Here is a 22,061-nt window from a genome sequence, read left to right as displayed (position 1 = left end):
TCAGGTGTCATCAGCGCGCGGCGTCCGTACTAGTCGCCGATGGCGTCGAGGCGGGCCTGCTCGTCCATCTCGATGGCGGACTGAATCACCGGCTCCAGGTCGCCGTTCATGACCTGGTCCAGGTTGTACGCCTTGTAGCCGGTGCGGTGGTCCGCGATCCGGTTTTCCGGGTAGTTGTAGGTGCGGATGCGCTCGGAGCGGTCCATGGTGCGGATCTGGGACTTGCGCTGGGCCGAGTTCTCGGCGTCGATCTGCTCCTGCTGGTGGGCCAGGATGCGGGCACGCAGCACACGCATGCCGGCCTCGCGGTTTTGCAGCTGGGACTTCTCGTTCTGCATCGCCACCACAATGCCGGTGGGAAGGTGCGTGATGCGCACTGCGGAATCGGTGGTGTTGACCGACTGGCCGCCGGGCCCGGAGGACCGGTAGACGTCGATCTTGAGGTCGTTCTGGTTGATTTCCAGTTCCTCGGGCTCGTCGACTTCGGGGAGGACCAGCACGCCGGCGGCCGAGGTGTGGATGCGGCCCTGCGACTCGGTGACCGGAACGCGCTGCACGCGGTGCACGCCGCCTTCGAACTTGAGCCGGGCGTAGACGCCCTCGGCCGGGTCGTTGGAGTTGCCCTTCACGGCCATCTGGACGTCCTTGTAGCCGCCCAGGTCCGATTCGGTGGCCGAGATCAGCTCGGTCTTCCAGCCACGGGATTCCGCGTAGCGGGTGTACATCCGCAGCAGGTCGCCGGCGAACAGGGCGGCCTCGTCGCCACCTTCGCCGCCCTTGACCTCGAGGATCACGTTGCGCGCATCGTCCGGATCGCGCGGGATGAGCAGCCGGCGCAGCTTGGCCGCGGCCGTGTCCAGGGCAGCCTCAAGCTCGGGCACCTCCGCAGCAAACTCCGGATCCTCGCCGGCCATTTCCTTCGCGGCCGCCAGGTCATCGCGGATGCCCTCCCAGCGGTGGTAGGCCTCCACAATGCCGTTCAACTGCGCCGAACGCCGCCCCAGCTTCCGGGCGAGCCTCTGGTCAGCATAAACAGCAGGATCCCCAAGCTGGGCCTGGATAGCAGCATGCTCATCCAAAAGCCCCTGTACGGACTCAAACATTTCAAAACCTCTTTCGACTTGGAACCAAGTCTAGTTATGCGGCGACGTTAGGCGAGATGACAGCATGGCGTTCGATTCTTTGCCGCCCCGGGAGTGGCATCGGGCCTGCCGGAGCTGGGAGGCTGCGATCGAAGATCGCAAGCCTCCCAGCGCAGGGGCGGGGGCGGCAAAAATCGAACGACAAAGGGTGGGGCCCGCGAACCTACGCGACGGCCCCACCCCCTGCTCAGCTATTTGTCGTTATCGGACTTCGCACCAAGCGTCGTCTTCTGCACCTGCATGAGGAACTCGACGTTGCTCTGGGTCTCCCGGATCTTGTTGGTCAGCAGCTCAAGGCTCTGCTGCGTTTCGAGTCCGGAGAGGACACGGCGCAGCTTCCACATGATCTTGACTTCCTCCGGGGAGAGCAGGTTCTCCTCGCGGCGGGTACCGGACGCGTTGACGTCCACGGCCGGGAAGATGCGCTTGTCCGCGAGCTGGCGGGACAGGCGCAGTTCCATGTTGCCGGTGCCCTTGAACTCTTCGAAGATGACCTCGTCCATCTTGGAACCGGTCTCCACGAGCGCGGTTGCCAGGATGGTGAGCGAGCCGCCGTTTTCGATGTTGCGGGCTGCGCCGAAGAAGCGCTTCGGCGGGTACAGCGCGGCGGAGTCGACGCCACCGGACAGGATGCGGCCGGAAGCCGGTGCTGCCAGGTTGTAGGCACGGCCCAGGCGGGTCATCGAGTCCAGCAGGACCACCACGTCCATGCCCATTTCCACGAGGCGCTTGGCCCGCTCGATGGAGAGTTCGGCCACGGTGGTGTGGTCATCGGCAGGACGGTCGAAGGTGGAGGCAATGACCTCGCCCTTGACCGTGCGCTGCATGTCGGTGACTTCTTCGGGACGTTCGTCAACGAGCACCATCATGAGGTGGACCTCAGGATTGTTGGTGGTGATGGCGTTCGCGATGGACTGCAGGATGAGCGTCTTGCCGGCCTTCGGCGGCGAGACGATCAGGCCGCGCTGGCCCTTGCCGATCGGAGCAACCAGGTCGATGACGCGGGGGCCGATCTTCTTCGGGTCCGTCTCGAGGCGCAGGCGCTCGGAGGGGTACAGCGGGACGAGCTTCGCGAACTCGACGCGGTCCTTGAGCTCCTCGGGCGTCTTGCCGTTGACGGAGGTGACGCGGACCAGGGCGTTGAACTTCTGGCGGGCGGACTGCTGGTTGCTGCGGTCCTCGCCTTCACGCGGGGCGCGGATGGCGCCGACGACGGCGTCGCCCTTGCGCAGGTTGTACTTCTTGACCTGGGCGAGGGAAACGTAAACGTCGTTCGGGCCCGGCAGGTAGCCGGAAGTGCGGATGAACGCGTAGTTCTCCAGCACGTCCAGGATGCCGGCGACGGGCAGCAGGACATCGTCCTCGGTGACCTCGACGTCGTCGACGTCGGGTCCCTGCGAGCGGCCGCGGCGGCGTTCGTTGCGGTCGCGGAAGCGGTCGTTGCGCGAGTTGTCGCGGTCCTGACCGCCGGAGCGGTCGTTGCGATCGTTGCGGTCACGGCGGTTGCGCCGGTTGCGGCGGCTGCCGCCCTCGGAATCGTCGTTGTCGCGGCTGTTGTCGCGGTTGTCGCGGGCGTTGTCGCGGTTACCGGACGTGTTGTCACGGTTGTCCTCACGGTTGCCACGGCCGCGGGTGTTCTCGCGGCGCTGGCCGTCCTCGCTGCCCTGTTCGGACTGGCGTTCCTGGCGCTGTTCGCCGGCGGCCTGCTCGGCCGGGGCTTCCACGGCGGCGGCCGGCTGGGCTTCGCCCTGGCCGGTGGCCTGCGCGGCGGCTTCGCCGCGGCGGCGGTTGCGGGTCCGCGGCTGGCGGGTGCGGTCGCTGCCCTCTGCGGACTCGGCCGGAGCTGCTTCGGCGGGGGCGGACTGTGCCTCCACCGGTGCCGCGGCGGGAGCCTCGGCGGCGGGAGCGGTGATGATGCCATCGCTGCCTGCACGGCGGCTGCGGCCCCTGGTCCGGGCCCGCGGGTTTTCCTGGGCCGGAGCCCCGGAGGCGGCGGCTGCGGGTGCAGCGGCCGGTGCCTGGGCGACGGTGCCGTTGTCGCTCGCCTTTTCGGCGGCACGCTCGGGTGCCTTGCTGACCGGGGTGCCGGCGCGGTGGGCGGAAATGGCGGATACCAGATCGCCCTTACGCATCCGGGATCCCCCGGAGATTCCCAGCTGGCTGGCCAGGGCCTGGAGCTGGGCGAGCTTGAGGCCGGCGAGGCCGCTGCTCTTGGCGGGTGCTGCCGATGCGGCAACAGAAGATGATGTTTCCACAGCTGAAGACAGCTCAGTGGTTTCGGTCACGAAGGATCCTTCCCCCTCGACGGCGTCCAGGCTAGGAGCTGGACGCGGTGATTTGATCTGGGCTGCAGTTCAGATCTGCAGCCGGGATTTCGGCCTTGCCGGTTGGATTTCGGCCGGCAGGGCCGGATACTGCTACACCAAGACACGCCCCGAAATTGAGGAACGGCCGGCTGACACTTCAGGGGTACAGAGGAATTCTGCAGCTTCCTGCGTCAGACCGAAAGCAGGTGGCACCGGAAAATATTGCGCTGAAAGATGAGAGAGGGCAACTTGGCCAACATCGCGGTCTTATAAAAAGCTTGCGTGATTACCGCCGGTGCACTTCCACTTTAGCACCCTCAGTGTCCACAGCCAGCTTCATCACACGCCAGGCCACGTCCGGCGTGTTGTCCCTGGTGAACGCGTCGATGAAGTCGACGACGTCGGACGCCTCCTTGTCGCCGGCCGCCAGGACCAATACCGTGGGTCCGGCGCCGGACACGACGGCGGCATGGCCGGCACGGCGGAGCGCGGCGATCAGTTCCGCGCTGGGCCGCATGGCCTGCGCCCGGTAGCTCTGGTGCAGGTAGTCCTCGGTGCCGGGCAGCAGGAATTCGGGCTTTTGCGTCAGCGCGTGGATCAGCAGGGCGGCCCGGCCGGAGTTCATGGCGGCGGCGTGGTGCCCCACGGAGGCCGGAAGCAGCGCCCGGGCGGCCTCGGTGGAGAGCTCGAAGTCCGGCACCGCCACAACCGGGACAATGCCGGCGTCGACGCCCGCGGAGGTGCTGCTGTACTGGTCACTGTCCTGCCAGGACAGCGCCAGTCCGCCGAAAATGGCGGGTGCGACGTTGTCCGGGTGGCCCTCCAGCCGGGACGTGAACTGCAGGATCCAGTCCTTGCCGCGGCGGGATTCCGCCGGGACCAGGGCGTTTGCGGCACTGGCGGCGGCTACCACGGCGGCCGCCGATGACCCGAGGCCGCGGCCGTGCGGGTTGACGTTGTCCGCGGTGATCCGCAGTCCCTCGTGCCGGAAGCCCAGCAGGTGCAGCGCCTCGGTGAGGGCCTTGGCCACCAAGTGGCTCGCGTCGCGGGGCAGTGTGTCCGCCCCCTCGCCGCTGAGCTCGAACTCAAGCTCACCGGTCTCCAGCGTTTCCACCGTCAGCGTGTCGTGCAGCGAGAGGGCCAGCCCCAGGCTGTCGTAGCCGGGGCCCAGATTGGCGCTGGTGGCCGGGACCCGGACGGTGACGACTTGCCCGGCCGGAACCGCCGGGGTGTCGGCGGGTGACTCGGCCGGGACGGTGAGGGTGGTTTCCACGGCTATTTTTCTTCCAGTCCCAGTTCGGCGGCGACCGTGACGACGTCGTTGGCGACCTTGACCGGCTGCACGTCGCTGCCGTCCTCGGTGCGCAGCGCCCACTGCGGATCCTTGAGGCCGTGGCCGGTGACCGTGATGACGATGGTCTTGCCGGTGGGTACCTCGCCCGCGTCGTGCTTCTTGATCAGGCCGGCGACGCCCGCGGCGGAGCCGGGCTCGACGAACACGCCTTCCCGGGCCGAAAGCCAACGGTGCGCGGAGAGGATTTCCTCGTCGGTGACCGCCTCGATGACACCGCCGGATTCGTCGCGGGCGGCGACGGCGGTGTCCCAAGATGCCGGGTTGCCGATCCGGATGGCGGTGGCGATGGTGTCCGGCTCGGTGATGGGGTGGCCCGCGACGAAGGGGGCGGCGCCGGCGGCCTGGAAGCCCCACATCACCGGCGTCTTCGTGGCGACGGCGGGAAGGTTCCCGGCGGTGGCGGATTCGTAGGGCGCCGCGTACTCCTTGTAGCCCTTCCAGTAGGCACTGATATTGCCGGCGTTGCCGACCGGGAGGACGTGGATGTCCGGGGCGTCCCCGAGCGCGTCGACGACCTCGAACGCGCCGGTCTTCTGGCCCTCGATCCGGGCCGGGTTGACCGAGTTGACGAGGAAGACCGGGTACGACTCCCCCAGCTTGCGGGCAATGTCGAGGCAGTCGTCGAAGTTGCCGTCCACCTGCAGCAGGGTGGCCCCGTGCGCGATCGCCTGGCTGAGCTTGCCCATCGAAATCTTGCCCTCGGGCACCAGCACGGCGCACTGCAGCCCGGCCGACGTCGCGTAGGCCGCCGCGGAGGCGGAGGTGTTGCCGGTGGAGGCACACACCACGGCCTTGGCACCGGAGGCGACCGCCGCCGTCATGGCCATGGTCATCCCGCGGTCCTTGAAGGATCCGGTCGGATTCATGCCCTCGACCTTGAGGTAGACGGTGCAGCCGGTGAGCTCGGAGAGCTTCCGCGCGTGCACGAGCGGGGTGCCGCCCTCGCCCAGGGTGATGACCTTGGTGGCCTCGGTGACCGGCAGGCGTTCGGCGTATTCGCGGATGACTCCGCGCCATTGGTGAGCCACTTAGACCCCTTCTACCCGCAGTACGGATGTGACGGAATTGATGACGTCCAGTCCCTTGACGGCCTGGACGGTTGCTGCCAGTGCGGCTTCGCTCGCACGGTGGGTAACGATCCGCAGCTCCGCCGACTCCGTCTTGGAGGCGGAGTCGCGGTGGATGGTCTGCCGCATGATTTCGATGGAGACGCCGTGCTCGGCGAAGAGCTGCGCGATCCGGGCCAGGACGCCGGGCTGGTCCGCGACGTCGAGGCCGATGTAGTAGCTGGTGATGGCCGCGTCGATGGGTAGCGCCGGGACGTGTCCGGTGGTGGTTTCGGTGCGTCCCGGGCCGCCCAGGACGATCCGGCGGGCGGCCGAGACCAGGTCGCCCAGCACGGCGGAGGCCGTCGGGGTGCCGCCGGCGCCCTGTCCGTAGAACATCAGCTCGCCAGCGTTCTCGGCCTCGATGAAGACGGCGTTGAACGCGCCGTGCACCGCGGCCAGCGGGTGCTCGCGCGGCAGCAGGGTCGGGTGGACGCGGACGGACACACCCTCCTTGCCCTCGGGATCGGTGAGCTTTTCGGCGATCGCCAGCAGCTTGATCACGAAGCCGGCGTCCTTCGCCGCCGCGATGTCCGCGGCGGTGACGGAGGTGATGCCTTCGCAGTAGACGTCCTCGAGGGCGAACCGGGTGTGGAAGGACAGCGAGGCGAGGATCGCGGCCTTGGCGGCGGCGTCGTGGCCTTCGACGTCGGCAGTGGGGTCCGCCTCGGCGTAGCCCAGCCGCTGGGCCTCGGCGAGGGCGTCGGCGAACTGCGCACCCGTGGTGTCCATCTGGTCCAGGATGAAGTTGGTGGTGCCGTTGACGATGCCCAGCACCCGGGTGATCCGGTCGCCGGAAAGGCTGTCCCGGATGGGGCGCAGGATCGGGATGGCCCCGGCGACGGCGGCCTCGTAGGACAGCTGCACGCCGGCCTTGTCCGCCTCCTCGTAGAGGGTGGGACCATCCTGAGCGAGCAGTGCCTTGTTGCCGGTTACGACCGACGCGCCGTGCCGGATCGCGGTGAGGATCAGGCTGCGCGCCGGCTCGATCCCGCCCATCAGCTCGATCACCAGGTCCGCGTCCTTGACCAGGGTTTCGGCGTCGGTGGTGAAGAGTTCGCCGGGCAGCTCGACGTCGCGACGGGCGTCCAGGTTGCGCACGGCGATGCCGCTCAGTTCGAGGCGGGCCCCGGTGCGGGACGCCAGGGTCTCGGCGTCGTCAATGAGAATCCGCGCAACCTGGGCCCCGACGTTGCCACAGCCCAGCAGGGCCACTTTCAAGGTTCGCAATTCCGTCATTCAGACTCCCATGTCGCGGTTCAGCAGGTCTTGTTCAGTTTCGCCGCGGACAATGAGCCGGACTGATCCATCGCGTACCGCGACAACGCCCGGCCGGGCCAGATAGTTGTAGTTGCTTGACAGGGCCCAGCAGTAGGCGCCGGTCCCCGGTACAGCGAGCAGATCACCGGCTGCCACGTCCTCGGGCAGATATACATCTCTAACAACTATGTCGCCGCTCTCGCAATGTTTGCCCACCACTCGGGACAGCTGCGGGGCCGCGTCGGAGCTGCGGGAGGCAAGAATCGCCGAATAATCCGCGTCGTACAGCACCGGGCGGGCGTTGTCGCTCATGCCGCCGTCCACCGACACATAGCGGCGGGGGTACGTAACGTTTTCGGCGGCCGATGCGCCGGTTTCTCCGCTTCCGGCCGCAGCCGGTGCGTCCACCCGGACGGTCTTGAGGGTGCCCACCTCATAGAGCGTGAAGGTGCTGGTACCCACGATCGCGCGGCCCGGCTCGATCGAGATCCGCGGCGCGGTGATGCCGAGTTCGGCCACCTTGGCGCGGACGACGGCGGCCATCGCCTGGGCGATCTCGGCCGGCGGCCGCGGGGTGTCCACCGGGGTGTAGGCAATGCCGTAGCCGCCGCCCAGGTCCAGCTCGGGCAGCACGATCGAGTACTTGGACTGCATCGCGGCGAGGAAGTCGAGCAGCTTTTCCGCGGCGAGGGCGAAGCCGTCCGGCTCGAAGATCTGCGAGCCGATGTGGCAGTGCAGGCCCAGCAGCTCGATGCTGTCATGGCCGGCGGCCGCTGCCACAGCCTCCTCGGCGGCGGACAGGCCGGCCTGCTCGGTCGAGTCGCCGGCCATCGAGAGGCCGAACTTCTGGTCTTCGTGCGCGGTGGCGATGAATTCGTGGGTGTGCGCGTGCACGCCCGGGGTCAGCCGCAGCATGACCTTCGCCGTTTCGCCGCGGTTCCCGGCGATCGCGGCGACCCGCTCCAGCTCGTCGAGGCTGTCGACCACGATCCGGCCCAGCTTCATGTCCAGGGCGCGGTGGATCTCGGCGTCGGACTTGTTGTTGCCATGCAGGGCAACGGCGGCTCCGGGAATGCCGGCGCGGGCCGCGACGGCGAGCTCCCCGCCGGAGGCAGTGTCCAGCCGCAGCCCCTCCTCCTCGACCCAGCGGACGACGGCGGTGCACAGGAACGACTTGCCGGCGTAGTAGACATCCACTCCCCCGCAGATGTCCGCGAAGGCCTCATTGAAAGCGTCCTGGAACGCCCGGGCCCGGGCCCGGAAGTCGGACTCACTCATGACGAACAGCGGCGTGCCGAACTGCCGCTGCAGTTCGCTGACGGAGACGCCGTCAATGGCCAGTTCACCCCCGCCGGTGCGCGCGACGCCGGCGGCCCACATCGGTTCGTGCAGGGCGTTGAGGTCCTCCGGGACGGCCAGCCAGTCCGGCGCCAGCGGGGAGGCGGCAGCGCTGTTGTTCGGGTTCGCGGTCATGGCGGTCACATCCGTTCCGGCGCCGAAACGCCCAGCAGTTGAAGTCCGTTGGCGAGCACCTGGCTGGTGGCATCGTTGAGCCACAGCCGGGTGCGGTTCAGGTCGGTGATGGCTTCCTCGCCCAGCGGCGCGACGCGGCAGGCGTCGTACCAGCGGTGGTAGGCCCCGGCAATGACTTCGAGGTGGCGGGCGACGCGGTGCGGCTCGCGCAGCTCGGCGGCCTTGGCCACGATCGAGGGGTAGCTGCCCAGGTGCGAGAGCAGCTCGTTTTCCGTCGCATGGTCCAGCAGCGCGGCGTCGAAAGCGTCGTGGCCGTCCACCCGGCGCTCCACACCGGCGGCGACCGCGTTGCGCGCGGCGCCGCGGGAGCGGGCGTGCGCGTACTGGACGTAGAAGACCGGGTTCTCGTTGCTGTGCTTCTTGAGCAGTTCCGGGTCCAGGGTCAGCGGCGAGTCGGCCGGGAAGCGCGCCAGGGAGTACCGGACGGCGTCCTTGCCCAGCCAGGAGATCAGGTCCTTGAGCTCGATGATGTTGCCGGCCCGTTTGGAGAGCTTGGCGCCGTTGACGGAGACCAGCTGGCCGATCAGCACCTCGATGTTGACCTCGGGATCGTCGCCGGCCGCGGCCGCGATCGCCTTGAGCCGGTTGATGTAGCCGTGGTGGTCGGCGCCAAGCAGGTAGATCTTCTCGGTGAAGCCGCGGTCCTTCTTGGACAGGTAGTACGCCGCGTCGGCGGCGAAGTACGTCGGCTCGCCGTTGGCGCGGATCATCACGCGGTCCTTGTCGTCGCCGAAGTCGGTGGTGCGCAGCCAGACCGCGCCACCGTCGTCGTAGACGTGGCCCTGTTCCCGGAGCCGGGCAACGGCGTCGGCGATGGCGCCGGCGTCGTGCAGTTCCTGCTCGGAGAAAAAGACATCGAATTCGACGCCGAACTCGGCAAGGGTCTGCTTGATGTCGTGCAGCTGCGCCTTGTAGGCGGCGCCGCGAATCACCGGCAGCGCGGCGACGTCGGTGAGTTCGCGGATCCCGGGGTGCTGGGTCAGGACCTCATGGCCGAGGTCGGCGATGTATTCGCCCGGGTAGCCGCCCTCCGGCACGCCGCGGCCGTGCAGCCGGGACAGCACCGAGTGGGCGAAGACGTCCATCTGCGAGCCGGCGTCGTTGATGTAGTACTCCGCGGTGACGTCCGCGCCGGAGGCCCGCAGGACACGGGCGATCGAGTCGCCCAGGGCGGCCCAGCGGGTGTGGCCGATGTGCAGCGGTCCGGTGGGGTTGGCCGAGACGAATTCCATGTTGACCGTGCGGCCCGCGAGCGCCGTGTTGGTGCCGTAGGCGGTGCCGGCCTCGACGATTGCCTTGGCGAGGGCCCCGGCGGCGGCGGCGTCAACGGTGATGTTCAGGAAGCCGGGTCCGGCGATGTCCACGGCGGAGACGCCCGCGATCGACGCCAGCCGGTCGCTCAGCAGGCCGGCGAGCTGGCGCGGGTTGGTGCCGGCGGGCTTGGCCAGCTGGAGCGCGATGTTGGTGGCCCAGTCGCCGTGGTCCCTGTTCTTGGGACGCTCCACGCGCACCGCCTCCGGAATGTCGGCGGCGTCCAGGGCAATGTCACCGGCGGCGACGGCGTCCTTCAGGCAGGCGGATATGGCGAGGGAGAGTTCTTCTGGGGTCACAGTTCCAGCCTACCGGGGGCCCGCAGTCCCGCGGAATTTCCGTGCCGTCATCTTGTCACCAGGGCCCGCCGGGAAGGTCCGCCGCGGCCCCCGGGGCGGCGATTTTCCTTTGGAGCCCACCTTCCTGCTAAGCTCTAGGACGTCCCGCCGGTCACGGCAGGAACCCTGATTGCCCTCGTAGCTCAGGGGATAGAGCGTCTGCCTCCGGAGCAGAAGGTCGTAGGTTCGAATCCTATCGAGGGCACCAACAAAAACCCCGCCGTTTCAGCGAAACGGCGGGGTTTTTTGCGTGTGGTCCTCAGGCTCCGGCGCGGCTTTGCCCGGCCTCGAAGTCCAGGCTGGCTTCGTCCGGGGTGGACAGCGTCAGCACGGCCTCCTCCACCGTCTCGTGGTCCTCGAGTTCGCGTTCAATCCGGCGCAGGGCCACCGCCACCTCGTGTTCCGGGAGGTCGCCCTGCAGATCAACGGCCGCCACCAGGTAGAGCCGGCGCGGGCCAACGAACTCCAGGTGCAGGTACGTGAGCCGGGCGATATCCGCGTGCTCCAGCACCCGGCGTGCCATGGACTGCTCGATGTCCGGGGTGACGCCCTGGCCCACCAGGAAGCGCCGGTTGCGGTCGATCAGTACGACGGCGACGACGGCGAGGAGCACGCCGACGATGATCGAACCCACCGCGTCCGGCAGCGGCGAACCCGTGACCTGGTGCAGGAACACGCCCGCAAAGGCCACGACCAGGCCGACCAGTGCCGCAGCGTCCTCCGCAAAGACGGCCCGCAGGGTGGGGTCCGAGCTGATCAGGACCTGCTCCAGGGTGTGCCGTTCCAGCTGGTGTGCCGCCTTCCGGGTCTGCCGGAACGCCTGGATGAAGGAGATTCCTTCGAAGACGAAGGCGACGGCCAGGACCACGTAGGCCACCGCGAAGTCGGCTGCCGGCTCCGGCGCGATGATCTGCTGGATCCCGTGCATGATGGACACCACGGCACCCGCAGTGAACAGCCCGAACGCCGCAAACATCGACCAGACGTAGGCTTCCCGGCCGTAGCCCATGGGGTGGCTCTTGTCCCGCGGACGGGCGGACCGCCGTTCCGCGAAGAAGAGGAACACCTGGTTTCCGGTGTCCGCCCAGGAGTGGGCCGCCTCTGCGGTCATGGAGGCCGATCCGGTGAGGACGGCGGCCACCGATTTCGCCGCGGCCACGAGTAGGTTCGCCACGAAGGCGATGATGACCGTCAGCAGGGTCGAGCCGGGTTTCTTTTGCTTCTGGGTTTGCGCCATTGGCCTACCGTATCCAACCGGAGCCACCGGCGCCCTCCCCCGGATCCCCCCCTGCCAAATGTCGGTCCCCGCTCGTAGGCTGTTCGCATCGGCAGAAGCAAAGGGGTCTCACATGTACTGCTCCATCATCCCTCCCTACCTGTTGCGCCGGCTGGCAGCGCAGCATCATGAACCACGGCTGCTGGTGGCAGCCCGGGCCGCGAAGGAAGCCCTGCAGCACGTCAAGAGCTTCCAGGCCTCCCGCGCGGCGCAGGTGCCCGCAGCGCCCCCGGGGCTGCGGCAGCTGACCCCCGGGCCGCCGCAGCGCACCGTGTATGACGCGAAAGCCTCGGAGAACCTGCCGGGCGTGCTGGTGCGCAAGGAAGGCGAACCGGTCACCGGGGACCCGGCCGCGGATGAGGCGTACGACGGCCTGGGCCACACGCACCGGCTCTACGCGGAGGCGTTCGGACGCAACTCGATTGACGGCAACGGACTGCCCCTGGACGCCACAGTGCACTTCGGCCAGCGCTACGACAACGCCTTCTGGGACGGCAAGCAGATGGTCTTCGGCGACGGCGACGGCCAGGTCTTCAACCGCTTCACCGCCTCGCTCAGCGTGATCGGTCATGAACTCGCGCACGGCGTCACCCAGTACACCGCCGGGCTCGCCTACCGGAACCAGGCGGGCGCCCTGAATGAATCGCTCTCCGACGTCTTCGGCGTCCTCGTGGAGCAGTATGTGAAGCAGCAGTCCGCGGCCGAGGCCAGCTGGCTGATCGGCGAGGGGCTCTTCACCGACCAGGTGCAGGGAGCGGCGCTGCGCTCCATGAAGGCGCCGGGCACCGCGTACGACGACGACGTGCTGGGCAAGGATCCGCAGCCTGATTCGATGGACTCCTACGTCCACACGAGTGCCGATAACGGCGGGGTACACCTGAATTCGGGCATCCCCAACCGTGCCTTCTGCTTGGTCGCGACGACCCTGGGCGGGAACGCGTGGGACACCCCCGGGCGTATCTGGTACGACACGCTGACCGGGGGCTCGCTGCCCACCGCCGCGACCTTCAGCGCGTTTGCGAAGGCCACGGCGGCGTCCGCCAAGGAGCTGTTCGGAGCCGAATCGGCCGAACATGACGCCGTGCGGCAGGCGTGGGAAACTGTCAAGGTGAGGCTGTAAACGGCACCTGCCTAAGGATCACCCCATGAAGATAACCGTCCAGCGCAGCGGTGGCATCGCCGGGATGGAGCGCGTCTGGAGCGTGCAGGCGGTAACCGCGGATGACCGGGACCAGTGGCAGCCCCTGGTCGAGGCCTGCCCCTGGGACGAGCTGCCCGGCCGGGGCGCGGCGAGCGCCGCCGGCGCCGCCGGTGCGCAAATCCCCCAGCCGGACCGCTTCGTCTACCGCATCCGGGCCGGGCAGCGCCGGGCCACCCTGCCGGAGCGGGACCTCGTCGGCCCCTGGCGGACTTTGGTGGACTGCACGCGGGCCGCGGCTGAGTCGCCCGACCAGCCGGGTTAGTCAGGTCAGACCGCCGCCAGGTGCCCGCGGAAGGTCCGCCGGTAGGACTGCGGGCTGGTGTCCAGCACCTTGGCGAAGTGGTGCCGCAGCAACACCGAGTGGCCGAAGCCGGCCTCCCGGGCGATCTCGTCGATGTTCAGGTCGGTCGTTTCCAGCAGCTCCTGCGCCCGCAGCACCCGCTGGGAGTTCAGCCAGGCCGCAGGGGTGGCGCCTGTCTCGGCCCGGAACCGCCGTGCAAACGTCCGCGGCGACATGTGCACGCGGGCGGCCAGCTCGTTGACGGAGTGCTCCTCGTCCAGGTTCCGAACCATCCAGCGCAGCAGCTCTTCCATCGGCTGCGAGCCGCACCGCGGCATCGGCCGGTCGATGTACTGCGCCTGGCCGCCATCGCGGTGCGGCGGAACCACCATGTCCCGGGCGATGCTTGCTGCCACGTTGGCGCCCAGCTCCACCCGGACCAAGTGCAGGCTGGCGTCAATGCCGGCCGCGGTGCCGGCGCTGGTGATGATCCGGCCGTCCTGGACGTAGAGCACGTTCTCATCGACGAGCGCGGCCGGATAGCGGCTGGCGAGCTCCTGCGAGTAGTGCCAGTGCGTGGTGCAGCGGCGGCCGTCCAGCAGCCCGGCCCGGGCCAGGGCGAAGGCGCCGGAACAGATCGACATCACCCAGGCTCCCCGCGCGTGCGCCGCCCGCAGGGCTTCCAGGACAGCCTCGGGAACATCAGCGTCGTTGCCGAACGGGGTCATGATGACCAGGTCCGCGTCGGCCGCGGCGTCGAGCCCCAGCCCCACGTGCATCGACAGCCCGGACTTCATCGGGACGTCGCCGGGTTCCGGCGTGCAGACCCGGAAATCAAAGGCCGGCACCCCGGTGCCGCGGTCCGACCGGTCGACGCCAAACACCTCGAAGGCGGTCCCGAACTCGAAGATCGAGAAGTTGGGAACCACGATCATTGCCACTGAATTGATCATGCTTTCAGTGTGGCAGAAATTATAGGTTTTTGGGCATTTCTGCCACTTTTTTTGCACCCTGCACCGGAGAACCATGGAGGTATGGAACTCATCGGAATCGCCCTCATCGTCCTGATCCTCGCCGGCGTCGCCGCCACCCTCCGGGCTCTCCGGAAGGACGGCCTTGGCCACAACCCGCCCGTCCGCTCGGAAGAGTACTGGATGGCCCACGACCTCCCCAGCACCAGCTACACGCTGCGGTTCTTCTGACCGCGGACACCAAAAGGCCCCGACCTCCGGCTCGATCAACCGGAAGCCGGGGCCTCCCCTATGTCAGTTCTGTCCGCCGTGCGCGGGGCGGCGTTGGTGGTGGGCGCCTAGTCGGCGCTGATTTGAAGGCGGAACCGGTCGCGCTTGGTGTGCAGGTCCCACAGATGGCCGGCCAGGACGGCGGGGTCCTTCTCAGGGTCCCCCTCGATGATCCGGCCGCCAATAATGAGCTGGGAAACCTGGATGCCTTCCTCGCCCAGGGCCTCGTTAAGCAACTGGGCATAGGCCGCCTGCCCGGCAAACGCCACCGAGGTCCCTGTGACGTTGCGCCCCGGCTTCACGGCCGAGCCGCCGTTGACAAACAGGATCGTTCCCTTGTTCTCGCCGAGGAACCGCATGCCGGGAAGGACCTGGTGGACCGCCGCGACCGGGCCGTAGATGGAGAACTCCACCGGGCCCACCAAATCTGCCGGTGTGGTCTCCAGCACCGGCCGCATGAAATCCTTCTGCGGCAGCGGGCTGTACTGCAGCACCTCGATCGGCCCCAAGGTCTCGGTGGCGCGTTCCAGCGCCCGGGTGATGGATTCGGGATCGCGGACGTCCGCCGCGAAGCCTTTGGCCTCGATGCCTTCGGCCGCGAGCGTTTCGGCCAAGGCGTCGACGCGGCCCTGGTTGCGGGAAATCAGCGCGACGGAGAAGCCTTCCTTGCCGAAGCGCCGCGCGACGGCGGCGCCCAGTCCGGATCCTGCACCAATGATTGCGATAGTAGTCATAGGAGCTACAAGGCCTGCGGGCGGGCAACTATTCCTCAGTACCCTTAGTTTTCTGTCCGGACGCGGTGGCCCTGACGCTTCCCAGTAGACTGTTTCCAGCCATGACACTGCATATTTCCTACCCCGCCGAGCTGCCGGTCTCCGAGCGCCGCGAGGACCTGATGGCCGCCATCGCCGCAAACCAGGTGACCATCATCGCCGGCGAGACCGGTTCCGGTAAGACCACCCAGATCCCCAAGATGTGCCTGGAGCTTGGCCTGGGCGAAAACGGCCTGATCGGCCACACCCAGCCGCGCCGGCTCGCCGCCCGCACGGTTGCGGAGCGCATCGCCGAGGAGCTCGGCGTCGAGATCGGCCAGGAAGTCGGCTTCCAGGTCCGCTTCACCGGCGAGGTCAGCCGCTCCACCAAGGTCAAACTGATGACCGACGGCATCCTGCTGGCCGAAATCCAGCGCGACAAACTGCTGCGCAAATACAACGCGATCATCATCGACGAAGCGCACGAACGCAGCCTCAACATCGACTTCATCCTCGGCTACCTCAAGCGGATCCTCCCGCAGCGCCCGGACCTGAAGATCATCATCACCTCGGCCACCATCGATCCGGAGCGCTTCGCCAAGCACTTCGGCAGCGAGGACGAACCCTCCCCCATCATCGAAGTATCCGGCCGCACCTACCCGGTGGAAATCCGCTACCGGCCGCTGTCGGCGCCCGCCGGCGGCCCCGGCGCCGCGGGTGACGACGGCGTCGGAGAAGGCACTGCCTCCGACGACGAACTTGAGGAGGACCGCGACCCGCTGGACGCGGTGTGCGACGCCGTCGACGAACTCGCCCTCGAGGCCCCCGGCGACATCCTGGTCTTCTTCTCCGGCGAGCGCGAAATCCGCGACGCCGCGGAGGCGCTCAACGCACGGATCCAGACGAACCGGCGGCTTGCCGGCACCGAGGTGCTCCCCCTCTTCGCCCGGTTGAGCCTGCAGGAGCAGCACAAGGTCTTCCACCCCGGCAGCAAACGCCGGATCGTGCTGGCCACCAACGTGGCCGAAACCTCGCTCACGGTGCCCGGGATCAAGTACGTCATCGACACCGGCACCGCGCGCATCTCGCGTTACTCGCACCGCACCAAGGTCCAGCGCCTGCCGATCGAGCGGGTCTCGCAGGCCTCGGCCAACCAGCGTTCCGGCCGCTGCGGCCGCGTCTCCGACGGCATCGCGATCCGGCTGTATTCCGAGGAGGACTTCGAATCCCGGCCGCTGTTCACCGATCCGGAGATCCTGCGCACCAACCTTGCCGCCGTCATCCTGCAGATGACGGCCATGGGGGTGGCCCGCGGACCGAAGGACGTGGAGAACTTCCCGTTCGTGGAACCGCCGGACTCGCGCGCAATCAACGACGGCGTCACCCTGCTCCGCGAACTCGGTGCCCTGAGTGCCGCCCGGCCGCAGGAGCAGGCGGGCGACGGTGACGGACGTCCCGGCCGCCAGGGCGGCGGCAGGAACGGCGGCCGCGGCGGCGGCGGCGGGCTCACCGCCGTCGGGCAGCAGCTTGCCCAACTGCCGGTGGACCCCCGCCTGGGCCGGATGATCGTCGAATCCGGCAAACGCGGCTGCGTCCGCGAAGTGATGATCCTGGCCGCGGCCCTGACCATCCAGGACCCGCGCGAGCGCCCGACGGACAAGCAGCAGCTGGCGGCGGAGAAACACGCCCGGTTCCGGGACGAGAACTCGGACTTCACCGGCTACCTGAACCTCTGGAACTACCTGCAGGAGAAGCAGCAGGAGCTCTCCTCCACCGCTTTCCGCCGGCTGTGCCGCAACGAGTTCATCAACTATCTGCGCGTCCGCGAATGGCAGGACCTCTTCGCCCAGCTGCGCCAGCTCGCGCGGCCGCTGGGCATCAGCCTGGACAACAAACGGCTCACCGACCCGGTGGGCAACCACGAGGGCATCCATATCAGCCTGCTGTCCGGGCTGCTGAGCCACATCGGCATCCTGGACGAACGCAAGCGCGAGTACGCCGGCGCCCGCGGCAGCCGGTTCGCGATCTTCCCCGGCTCGGCATTGTTCAAGAAGTCCCCCACCTTTGTGATGGCTGCCGAGCTGGTCGAAACCAGCCGGCTCTGGGCGCGGGTGGCGGCGAAATTCGATCCGCTCTGGGCCGAGCAGGTGGCGCCGGACCTGGTCAAGCGCAGCTACAGCGAACCGCACTGGTCCAAGAAAATGGGCTCGGTGATGGCGCATGAGAAGGTCACGCTCTACGGCGTGCCGATCATCCCCAACCGGCGGGTCAACTACGGACGGGTCGATCCCGAGCTGTCCCGCGAGCTGTTCATCCGGCACGCCCTGGTGGAGGGCGACTGGCAAACCCACCACAAGTTCTTCCACCGCAACCGTGCCCTGCTCCAGGAGATCGAGGAGCTCGAGGCCCGGATGCGGCGCCGCGACATCCTGGTCGACGACGAGACCCTGTTCGAGTTCTACGACGCCCGGATCGGCAAGGACGTGGTGTCCGAACGCCACTTCGACAAATGGTGGAAGGAAGCGCGCCAGCAAGACCCCACGCTGCTGGACTTCGACCAGTCGCTGCTGATCAGCGACGACGCCGACGCTCTGGACGATTCGGCCTACCCAAAGACCTGGCTGCACAAGGGCTTCGAGCTGCCGCTGAGCTACGAGTACCACCCGGTGGCGCCCGGCTCGCCGCCGAACCCGTCCGACGGCGTCACCGCCGAGGTCCCCGTACTCTTCCTAAACCAACTCGACGACGCCGCGTTCCGCTGGCTGATCCCGGGCCAGCGAGTGGAGCTGGTCACGGCCCTGATCAAGTCCCTGCCCAAGCAGGTGCGCAAGAACTTCGTTCCCGCTCCCGACGTCGCCCGCCAGGCCGTGGCGGCGCTGGAGGCCGATTTCGACCCCGCCACGGATGAGCTGGAGCCCTCGCTCGAACTCGTGCTGCGCCGGCTCCGCGGCCAGGTCATTCCGCCGGCGTCCTGGAACTGGGACGCCGTCCCGCCGCACCTGCGGGTCAGCTTCCGCGTGGTCGACTCCCGCGGCAAGGTCCTCGACGAGGGCAAGGACCTCGCAGTGCTCCAGGAAAAGCTGGCACCCGCCACCCGGCGGGCCATCGCCGAATCTCTCGGGGCCACGCCGTCCACGACGGCGCCAAAGGCGGCAACCGCCGGCCGCGGCAAGGGCAAGGCGAACGGCACCGCCGACGGCAAGGCCGCCGGATCCGCCGCCGCAACAGCAAGTCCGGCGCAGGCCACGGCGGCTCCGGCAGGCTTCGCCGAGCTGTCCGGCCTGAAGGACTGGACCTTCGGCACCGTGCAACGCCAGGTCCAGGGGACCGTGAAGGGCCACACCGTCACCGGGTATCCCGCCCTGGTCGACGAAGGCACCTCGGTGGCGCTGCGGCTCTTCCAGACCGGCTCGGAACAGGAACAGGCCATGCGCGGCGGGGTGATCCGGCTGCTCGCCCTGAAGGTGCCGCCGCCGGACCGCTACGTGCTGGAACACCTGAACAACACCGAGAAGCTGACCTTCAGCCAGAACCCGCACGGCTCCGTCTCGGCCCTGATCGCGGACTGCGCCCTGGCCGCGATCGACAAGCTCACCCCGGCCGCGCTGCCGTGGGACGAGGCCTCCTTCAAGGCGCTGTACGAGCAGGTCCGTGCCGAACTGATCGACACGGTCTTTACGGTGACGGCCGTCGTCGAACGCATCCTCGCCAGCACGCGCCGGATCGAGAAGCAGCTCAAGGGCACCACCAGCCTGGCCCTGATCAGCGCCCTGAACGACGTCAAGAGCCAGCTGGAGCAGCTGGTCTTCCCGGGTTTCGTGGCACGCACGGGCTACGCCCAGCTCAGCCAGTTGCCGCGCTACCTCGCGGCGATCGAGAAGCGCCTTGAGAAGCTCCCCGGGAATGTCCAGCGCGACGCGCAGCACATGGCGGTGATCCAGGGCCTTGAGGATGACTACGACGACGCCGTGTCGGCCCTGCTGCCCGGGCGGCGCGCGGGCGCGGAGTTAACCCAGGTCCCCTGGATGATCGAGGAACTGAGGGTGAGCCTCTTCGCCGTCGAACTCGGGACCGCTTATTCGGTGTCCGAAAAGCGGATCCGGACCGTGCTGAACAAGGCGCTGGCGCCGGCGCAGAACCCCTGAGGAGTGCTGCGCCGGCGCCAGTTCCCGAGTGCTAGGCGTCCGGGACGTGCTCGGCGTGGCCGGCCTTGCGGAGGCCCTCGCGCAGTTTTTCCGCGTTGGCGTCAAGCCGGGCCGGGTCCGGGTGCTGGTCGACCGAGCCGAAGTCAAAGTCCGCCATCGAGTTGGACGGCCACACGTGCACGTGCAGGTGGTTGATCTCGTAGCCCGCCACGATCAGGCCGGCCCGGGCGGCGTCGAACACGTCCACCTGGACCGCGCCGATCTTGCGCGCAACTTCCATCACGCGGCCCAGCACCTCCGGCGGGGCATCGGTCCAGCGGTCCACTTCCTCGGTGGGGACCACCAGGGTGTGCCCGTCGGCCAGCGGGCCCACGGTTAGGAACGCCACGACGTCGTCCTCGCGCCAGACGAAGCGGCCCGGGATCTCGCCGTTGATGATCTTGGTAAACAGGGTGCTCATACGTCCGCCTTTTCCGCCGGGGACCCCAGGGTGCTGGCGTCCAGAACAAAACGGTACTTCACGTCGCCGGCCACCATACGGTCATAGGCCTCGTTCAGCTGGTCCGCGCGGACCACCTCGACGTCGGACACCACGCCGTGTTCGGCGCAGAAGTCCAGCATCTCCTGGGTCTCGGCGATGCCGCCGATCAACGAGCCGGCGTAGGCGATCCGGCGGCGGATCAGCGCGCCGGGGTTGACCGGCGGCATGGCTTCCGAGGGCAGGCCCAGCTGGAACAGCGCGCCGTCCACCCGCAGGGTGCGGAAGTACGGGTTGAGGTCGTGCGGCGCGGCAACGGTGTCGATGATGACGTCGATGCTGCGGTCCGCCGCTTCCATGGCGGCCGGATCCGTGGAGAGGACAACGTGGTCCGCACCCAGGTCCCGGGCCGCGGAGAACTTCGCCTCCGACGTCGTAAAGACCGTCACTTCCGCGCCCATGGCCTTGGCGATCTTGACCGCCATGTGGCCGAGGCCGCCGAGCCCGACGACGCCGACGACGTCGCCTTCCTCGACCTCAAAGTGGTTCAGCGGCGAATACGTGGTGATGCCGGCGCACAGCAGGGGCGCCGCGGCGGCCGGGTCCATGCCCTCCGGAACCCGCAGGACGTAGTTCCGGTCCACGACAATCGCGGTGGAATAGCCGCCCTGGGTGGTGGCGCCGCCGTTGCGGGAATCCTTGGCGCCGTACGTCCCGGTCATGCCGTTCTCGCAGTACTGCTCCAGGCCATCGAGGCAGCTGTCGCATTCGCGGCAGGAATCGACCATGCAGCCGACACCGACGCGCTCCCCGACGGAGAAATCGTCGACGGCGGAGCCCAGCCGGGTGACGCGGCCGACGATTTCGTGGCCGGGGATGAGGGGGTAGTTTTGCGTGCCCCATTCGCCGCGGGTGGCGTGCACGTCCGAGTGGCAGAGGCCGCAGAATTCGATGGCGATCTCGACGTCGTCTTCCTTGGGGGCGCGCCGGGCCACGGTCAGCGGAACGAGGCCGCTGTCGCTGGCCGTGGCACCGTAGGCCGCGGCGAGCGTGGGTCCGCCGGTTTCGCTGGCGTTGAGGTCGTTGAGATCGGGAAGCGGCTTGGCGAGGGGCGGCGGTACGGGGCGTCCTGGAGTCATGGTTTGACGCTACCCCCGGGAGCGGTTTCCGTGCCACTTGGCGTGGCCCGGGGCGGCGGTAGGCGTATGCCGCATGCCGGAACGTTCAGCCGCTCAGATGTATCCTCGGGGCAAACGGGTGACAGCCTGAGGGGGCAGCGCAATGCATCGTCTATCACTTCCTGTTTTCGGGGCCGCCTGCATCGCCGTGTTGCTGGGCGGGTGCTCAGCACCAGCAGGACTCGCGGTGTTCCAGCGCGAAGCGGTGGCCGGGGACCAACTGCCCGCAGAGGCCGCCATCACGGAGAACCCCAAGCTGGAAAATAGCCGACTGCTCGTAGAGGCCGACGGAGTGCGCTACTACGCCGCGCAGGGCGATCACCGCACGCTGTCCTGCTTGATCGCCGTTCCCATGGCAGACCAGGGCGGGTTCGTAGGCGGGTGCGGCAGCTCGATGACGACCGGCCAGATAGTTTCCGTCTCCAGACATGACGGTAAAACGGCCACCCTGGTCACGGACGGCTTCGAGACGACAGAACTTGAAGCCCAGGGGTGGCGCAAGCTGCACCAGAACCTGCTGGTGGGGCGTAGCTAGAAGCCGCCCCTCAATTGTCATGTCTGCTCCAGCAACTGGCCGCCACGGGATCCATCAGCGGGGCCTTCGATGGCTCCGTGATCGGGACAGGAGCCAGCCCGCGATCCCGCCGAGCAGAGTCAGGGCCGGGACAAGGTTCCATGTGAGGCCCTGTAGTTCCCGGATCAGCCCGGTGCTGGCTTCCAGCACCGGGGTGATCAGCAGGTAGCACGTGAACGCAACGGCGAAGCCGACCACAGCTCTTTGCTGCGGCCGCTTTAATTGTCACAGCTGCGCGATACCGTGTTTCCATGGACGGCAAGCAAGGGCCCGACGTGGCTCCGACGGACAGCGTAACGGTCGCGGACCTTGCGCGGATCCTGGCCGGAATCCCGGCCCCGGCCAGCGCCGCGGCACTCATCGACGAAACACGCGAACTGGAAGACCTGAAGTCAGCCCTGGCCGCCCGCCAGGCCCGGGACGCCGCCGCCTTCGACCTGTCCCAGCGCCGCGAACAAGCCGACGCCGGGATACCGGCGGACCAGCTCGGCACCGGCGTCGCTGCGCAGATCGCCCTCGCACGGCGCGAATCCCCGGCCAAAGGCGGACGGCTCCTGGGCCTCGCCAAAGCCCTCGTCACCGAAAT

Annotated in this window: 17 protein-coding genes, 1 tRNA gene and 1 pseudogene; 7 read left to right on the top strand and 12 right to left on the bottom strand. The window is 68.2% G+C overall.

Features of this window, described 5'->3' with window-relative positions; all coding sequences use genetic code 11:
* Window positions 1-29: 29 nt before the first annotated feature.
* From prfA to argS, 7 genes are all read right to left on the bottom strand, one after another.
* Complete coding sequence (gene prfA / locus ABIN76_RS07850) at window positions 30-1,103, bottom strand: peptide chain release factor 1 (RefSeq protein WP_346959158.1); 1,074 nt, start codon at window positions 1,101-1,103, stop codon at window positions 30-32.
* A gap of 230 nt (window positions 1,104-1,333) precedes the next feature.
* A complete protein-coding gene (rho, locus tag ABIN76_RS07845; RefSeq protein ID WP_346959157.1) occupies window positions 1,334-3,427 on the bottom strand; it encodes a transcription termination factor Rho in 2,094 nt (697 codons plus the stop codon).
* Between the two features lie 307 nt (window positions 3,428-3,734).
* The gene (gene thrB, locus ABIN76_RS07840) at window positions 3,735-4,721 is read right to left on the bottom strand and encodes a homoserine kinase (RefSeq protein WP_346959156.1); all 987 of its coding nucleotides are present in this window, start codon (window positions 4,719-4,721) and stop codon (window positions 3,735-3,737) included.
* A gap of 2 nt (window positions 4,722-4,723) precedes the next feature.
* On the bottom strand, window positions 4,724-5,830 hold the full coding sequence (gene thrC, locus ABIN76_RS07835; protein ID WP_346959155.1) for a threonine synthase: 1,107 nt from the start codon (window positions 5,828-5,830) through the stop codon (window positions 4,724-4,726).
* On the bottom strand, window positions 5,831-7,147 hold the full coding sequence (locus ABIN76_RS07830) for a homoserine dehydrogenase (RefSeq protein WP_346959154.1): 1,317 nt from the start codon (window positions 7,145-7,147) through the stop codon (window positions 5,831-5,833).
* Window positions 7,148-8,641, bottom strand: a complete 1,494-nt coding sequence (lysA, locus tag ABIN76_RS07825; protein ID WP_346959153.1) for a diaminopimelate decarboxylase — start codon at window positions 8,639-8,641, stop codon at window positions 7,148-7,150. It lies immediately after the preceding gene.
* Between the two features lie 5 nt (window positions 8,642-8,646).
* On the bottom strand, window positions 8,647-10,311 hold the full coding sequence (gene argS, locus ABIN76_RS07820; RefSeq protein ID WP_346959152.1) for an arginine--tRNA ligase: 1,665 nt from the start codon (window positions 10,309-10,311) through the stop codon (window positions 8,647-8,649).
* Between the two features lie 171 nt (window positions 10,312-10,482).
* Here argS and ABIN76_RS07815 point away from each other — a divergent pair.
* Window positions 10,483-10,558 (top strand) — tRNA-Arg (locus ABIN76_RS07815).
* Window positions 10,559-10,609: 51 nt separating this feature from the next.
* Here the strand turns inward: ABIN76_RS07815 and ABIN76_RS07810 are convergent.
* Window positions 10,610-11,587, bottom strand: a complete 978-nt coding sequence (locus ABIN76_RS07810) for a cation transporter (protein WP_346959151.1) — start codon at window positions 11,585-11,587, stop codon at window positions 10,610-10,612.
* Window positions 11,588-11,699: 112 nt separating this feature from the next.
* On the opposite strand from ABIN76_RS07810, the gene ABIN76_RS07805 reads away from it, so the two are divergent.
* Window positions 11,700-12,746, top strand: coding sequence for a M4 family metallopeptidase (locus tag ABIN76_RS07805; protein WP_346959150.1), 1,047 nt, complete (start codon window positions 11,700-11,702; stop codon window positions 12,744-12,746).
* Between the two features lie 25 nt (window positions 12,747-12,771).
* Window positions 12,772-13,089: a protealysin inhibitor emfourin gene (locus ABIN76_RS07800; protein WP_346959149.1), complete on the top strand. Its 318-nt coding sequence runs from the start codon at window positions 12,772-12,774 to the stop codon at window positions 13,087-13,089.
* Between the two features lie 5 nt (window positions 13,090-13,094).
* On the opposite strand, the gene ABIN76_RS07795 is transcribed toward ABIN76_RS07800, so the two are convergent.
* A complete protein-coding gene (locus tag ABIN76_RS07795) occupies window positions 13,095-14,060 on the bottom strand; it encodes a helix-turn-helix domain-containing protein (RefSeq protein ID WP_346959148.1) in 966 nt (321 codons plus the stop codon).
* Between the two features lie 81 nt (window positions 14,061-14,141).
* Between ABIN76_RS07795 and ABIN76_RS07790 the strand changes: the two genes are divergently transcribed.
* The gene (locus ABIN76_RS07790) at window positions 14,142-14,309 is read left to right on the top strand and encodes a hypothetical protein (RefSeq protein ID WP_346959147.1); all 168 of its coding nucleotides are present in this window, start codon (window positions 14,142-14,144) and stop codon (window positions 14,307-14,309) included.
* A gap of 107 nt (window positions 14,310-14,416) precedes the next feature.
* Here the strand turns inward: ABIN76_RS07790 and ABIN76_RS07785 are convergent, their stop codons facing one another.
* Complete coding sequence (locus tag ABIN76_RS07785; protein WP_346959146.1) at window positions 14,417-15,082, bottom strand: SDR family NAD(P)-dependent oxidoreductase; 666 nt, start codon at window positions 15,080-15,082, stop codon at window positions 14,417-14,419.
* A gap of 101 nt (window positions 15,083-15,183) precedes the next feature.
* Here ABIN76_RS07785 and hrpA point away from each other — a divergent pair, with 101 nt between their 5' ends.
* Window positions 15,184-19,245, top strand: a complete 4,062-nt coding sequence (gene hrpA / locus ABIN76_RS07780) for an ATP-dependent RNA helicase HrpA (RefSeq protein WP_346959145.1) — start codon at window positions 15,184-15,186, stop codon at window positions 19,243-19,245.
* Between the two features lie 31 nt (window positions 19,246-19,276).
* Here the strand turns inward: hrpA and ABIN76_RS07775 are convergent, their stop codons facing one another.
* Together ABIN76_RS07775 and ABIN76_RS07770 are read right to left on the bottom strand one after the other, a co-directional pair.
* A complete protein-coding gene (locus ABIN76_RS07775) occupies window positions 19,277-19,705 on the bottom strand; it encodes an HIT family protein (protein WP_346959144.1) in 429 nt (142 codons plus the stop codon).
* Complete coding sequence (locus tag ABIN76_RS07770) at window positions 19,702-20,862, bottom strand: NAD(P)-dependent alcohol dehydrogenase (RefSeq protein ID WP_346959143.1); 1,161 nt, start codon at window positions 20,860-20,862, stop codon at window positions 19,702-19,704. Before ABIN76_RS07770 ends, ABIN76_RS07775 begins: the two co-directional genes overlap by 4 nt.
* Window positions 20,863-21,004: 142 nt before the next feature.
* Here ABIN76_RS07770 and ABIN76_RS07765 point away from each other — a divergent pair, with 142 nt between their 5' ends.
* Window positions 21,005-21,436 (top strand): hypothetical protein, encoded by a 432-nt coding sequence (locus ABIN76_RS07765; RefSeq protein WP_346959142.1) that lies wholly within the window; start codon window positions 21,005-21,007, stop codon window positions 21,434-21,436.
* Between the two features lie 290 nt (window positions 21,437-21,726).
* Window positions 21,727-22,061: pseudogene (locus ABIN76_RS07760) on the top strand (HNH endonuclease); the annotation flags it as partial.

The sequence above is a fragment of the uncultured Arthrobacter sp. genome, from assembly GCF_964021775.1.
Taxonomy (GTDB): domain Bacteria; phylum Actinomycetota; class Actinomycetes; order Actinomycetales; family Micrococcaceae; genus Arthrobacter.
The sequence above is the reverse complement of the archived record's forward strand: the minus strand, read 5'-3'. Positions and strand labels throughout refer to the sequence as shown.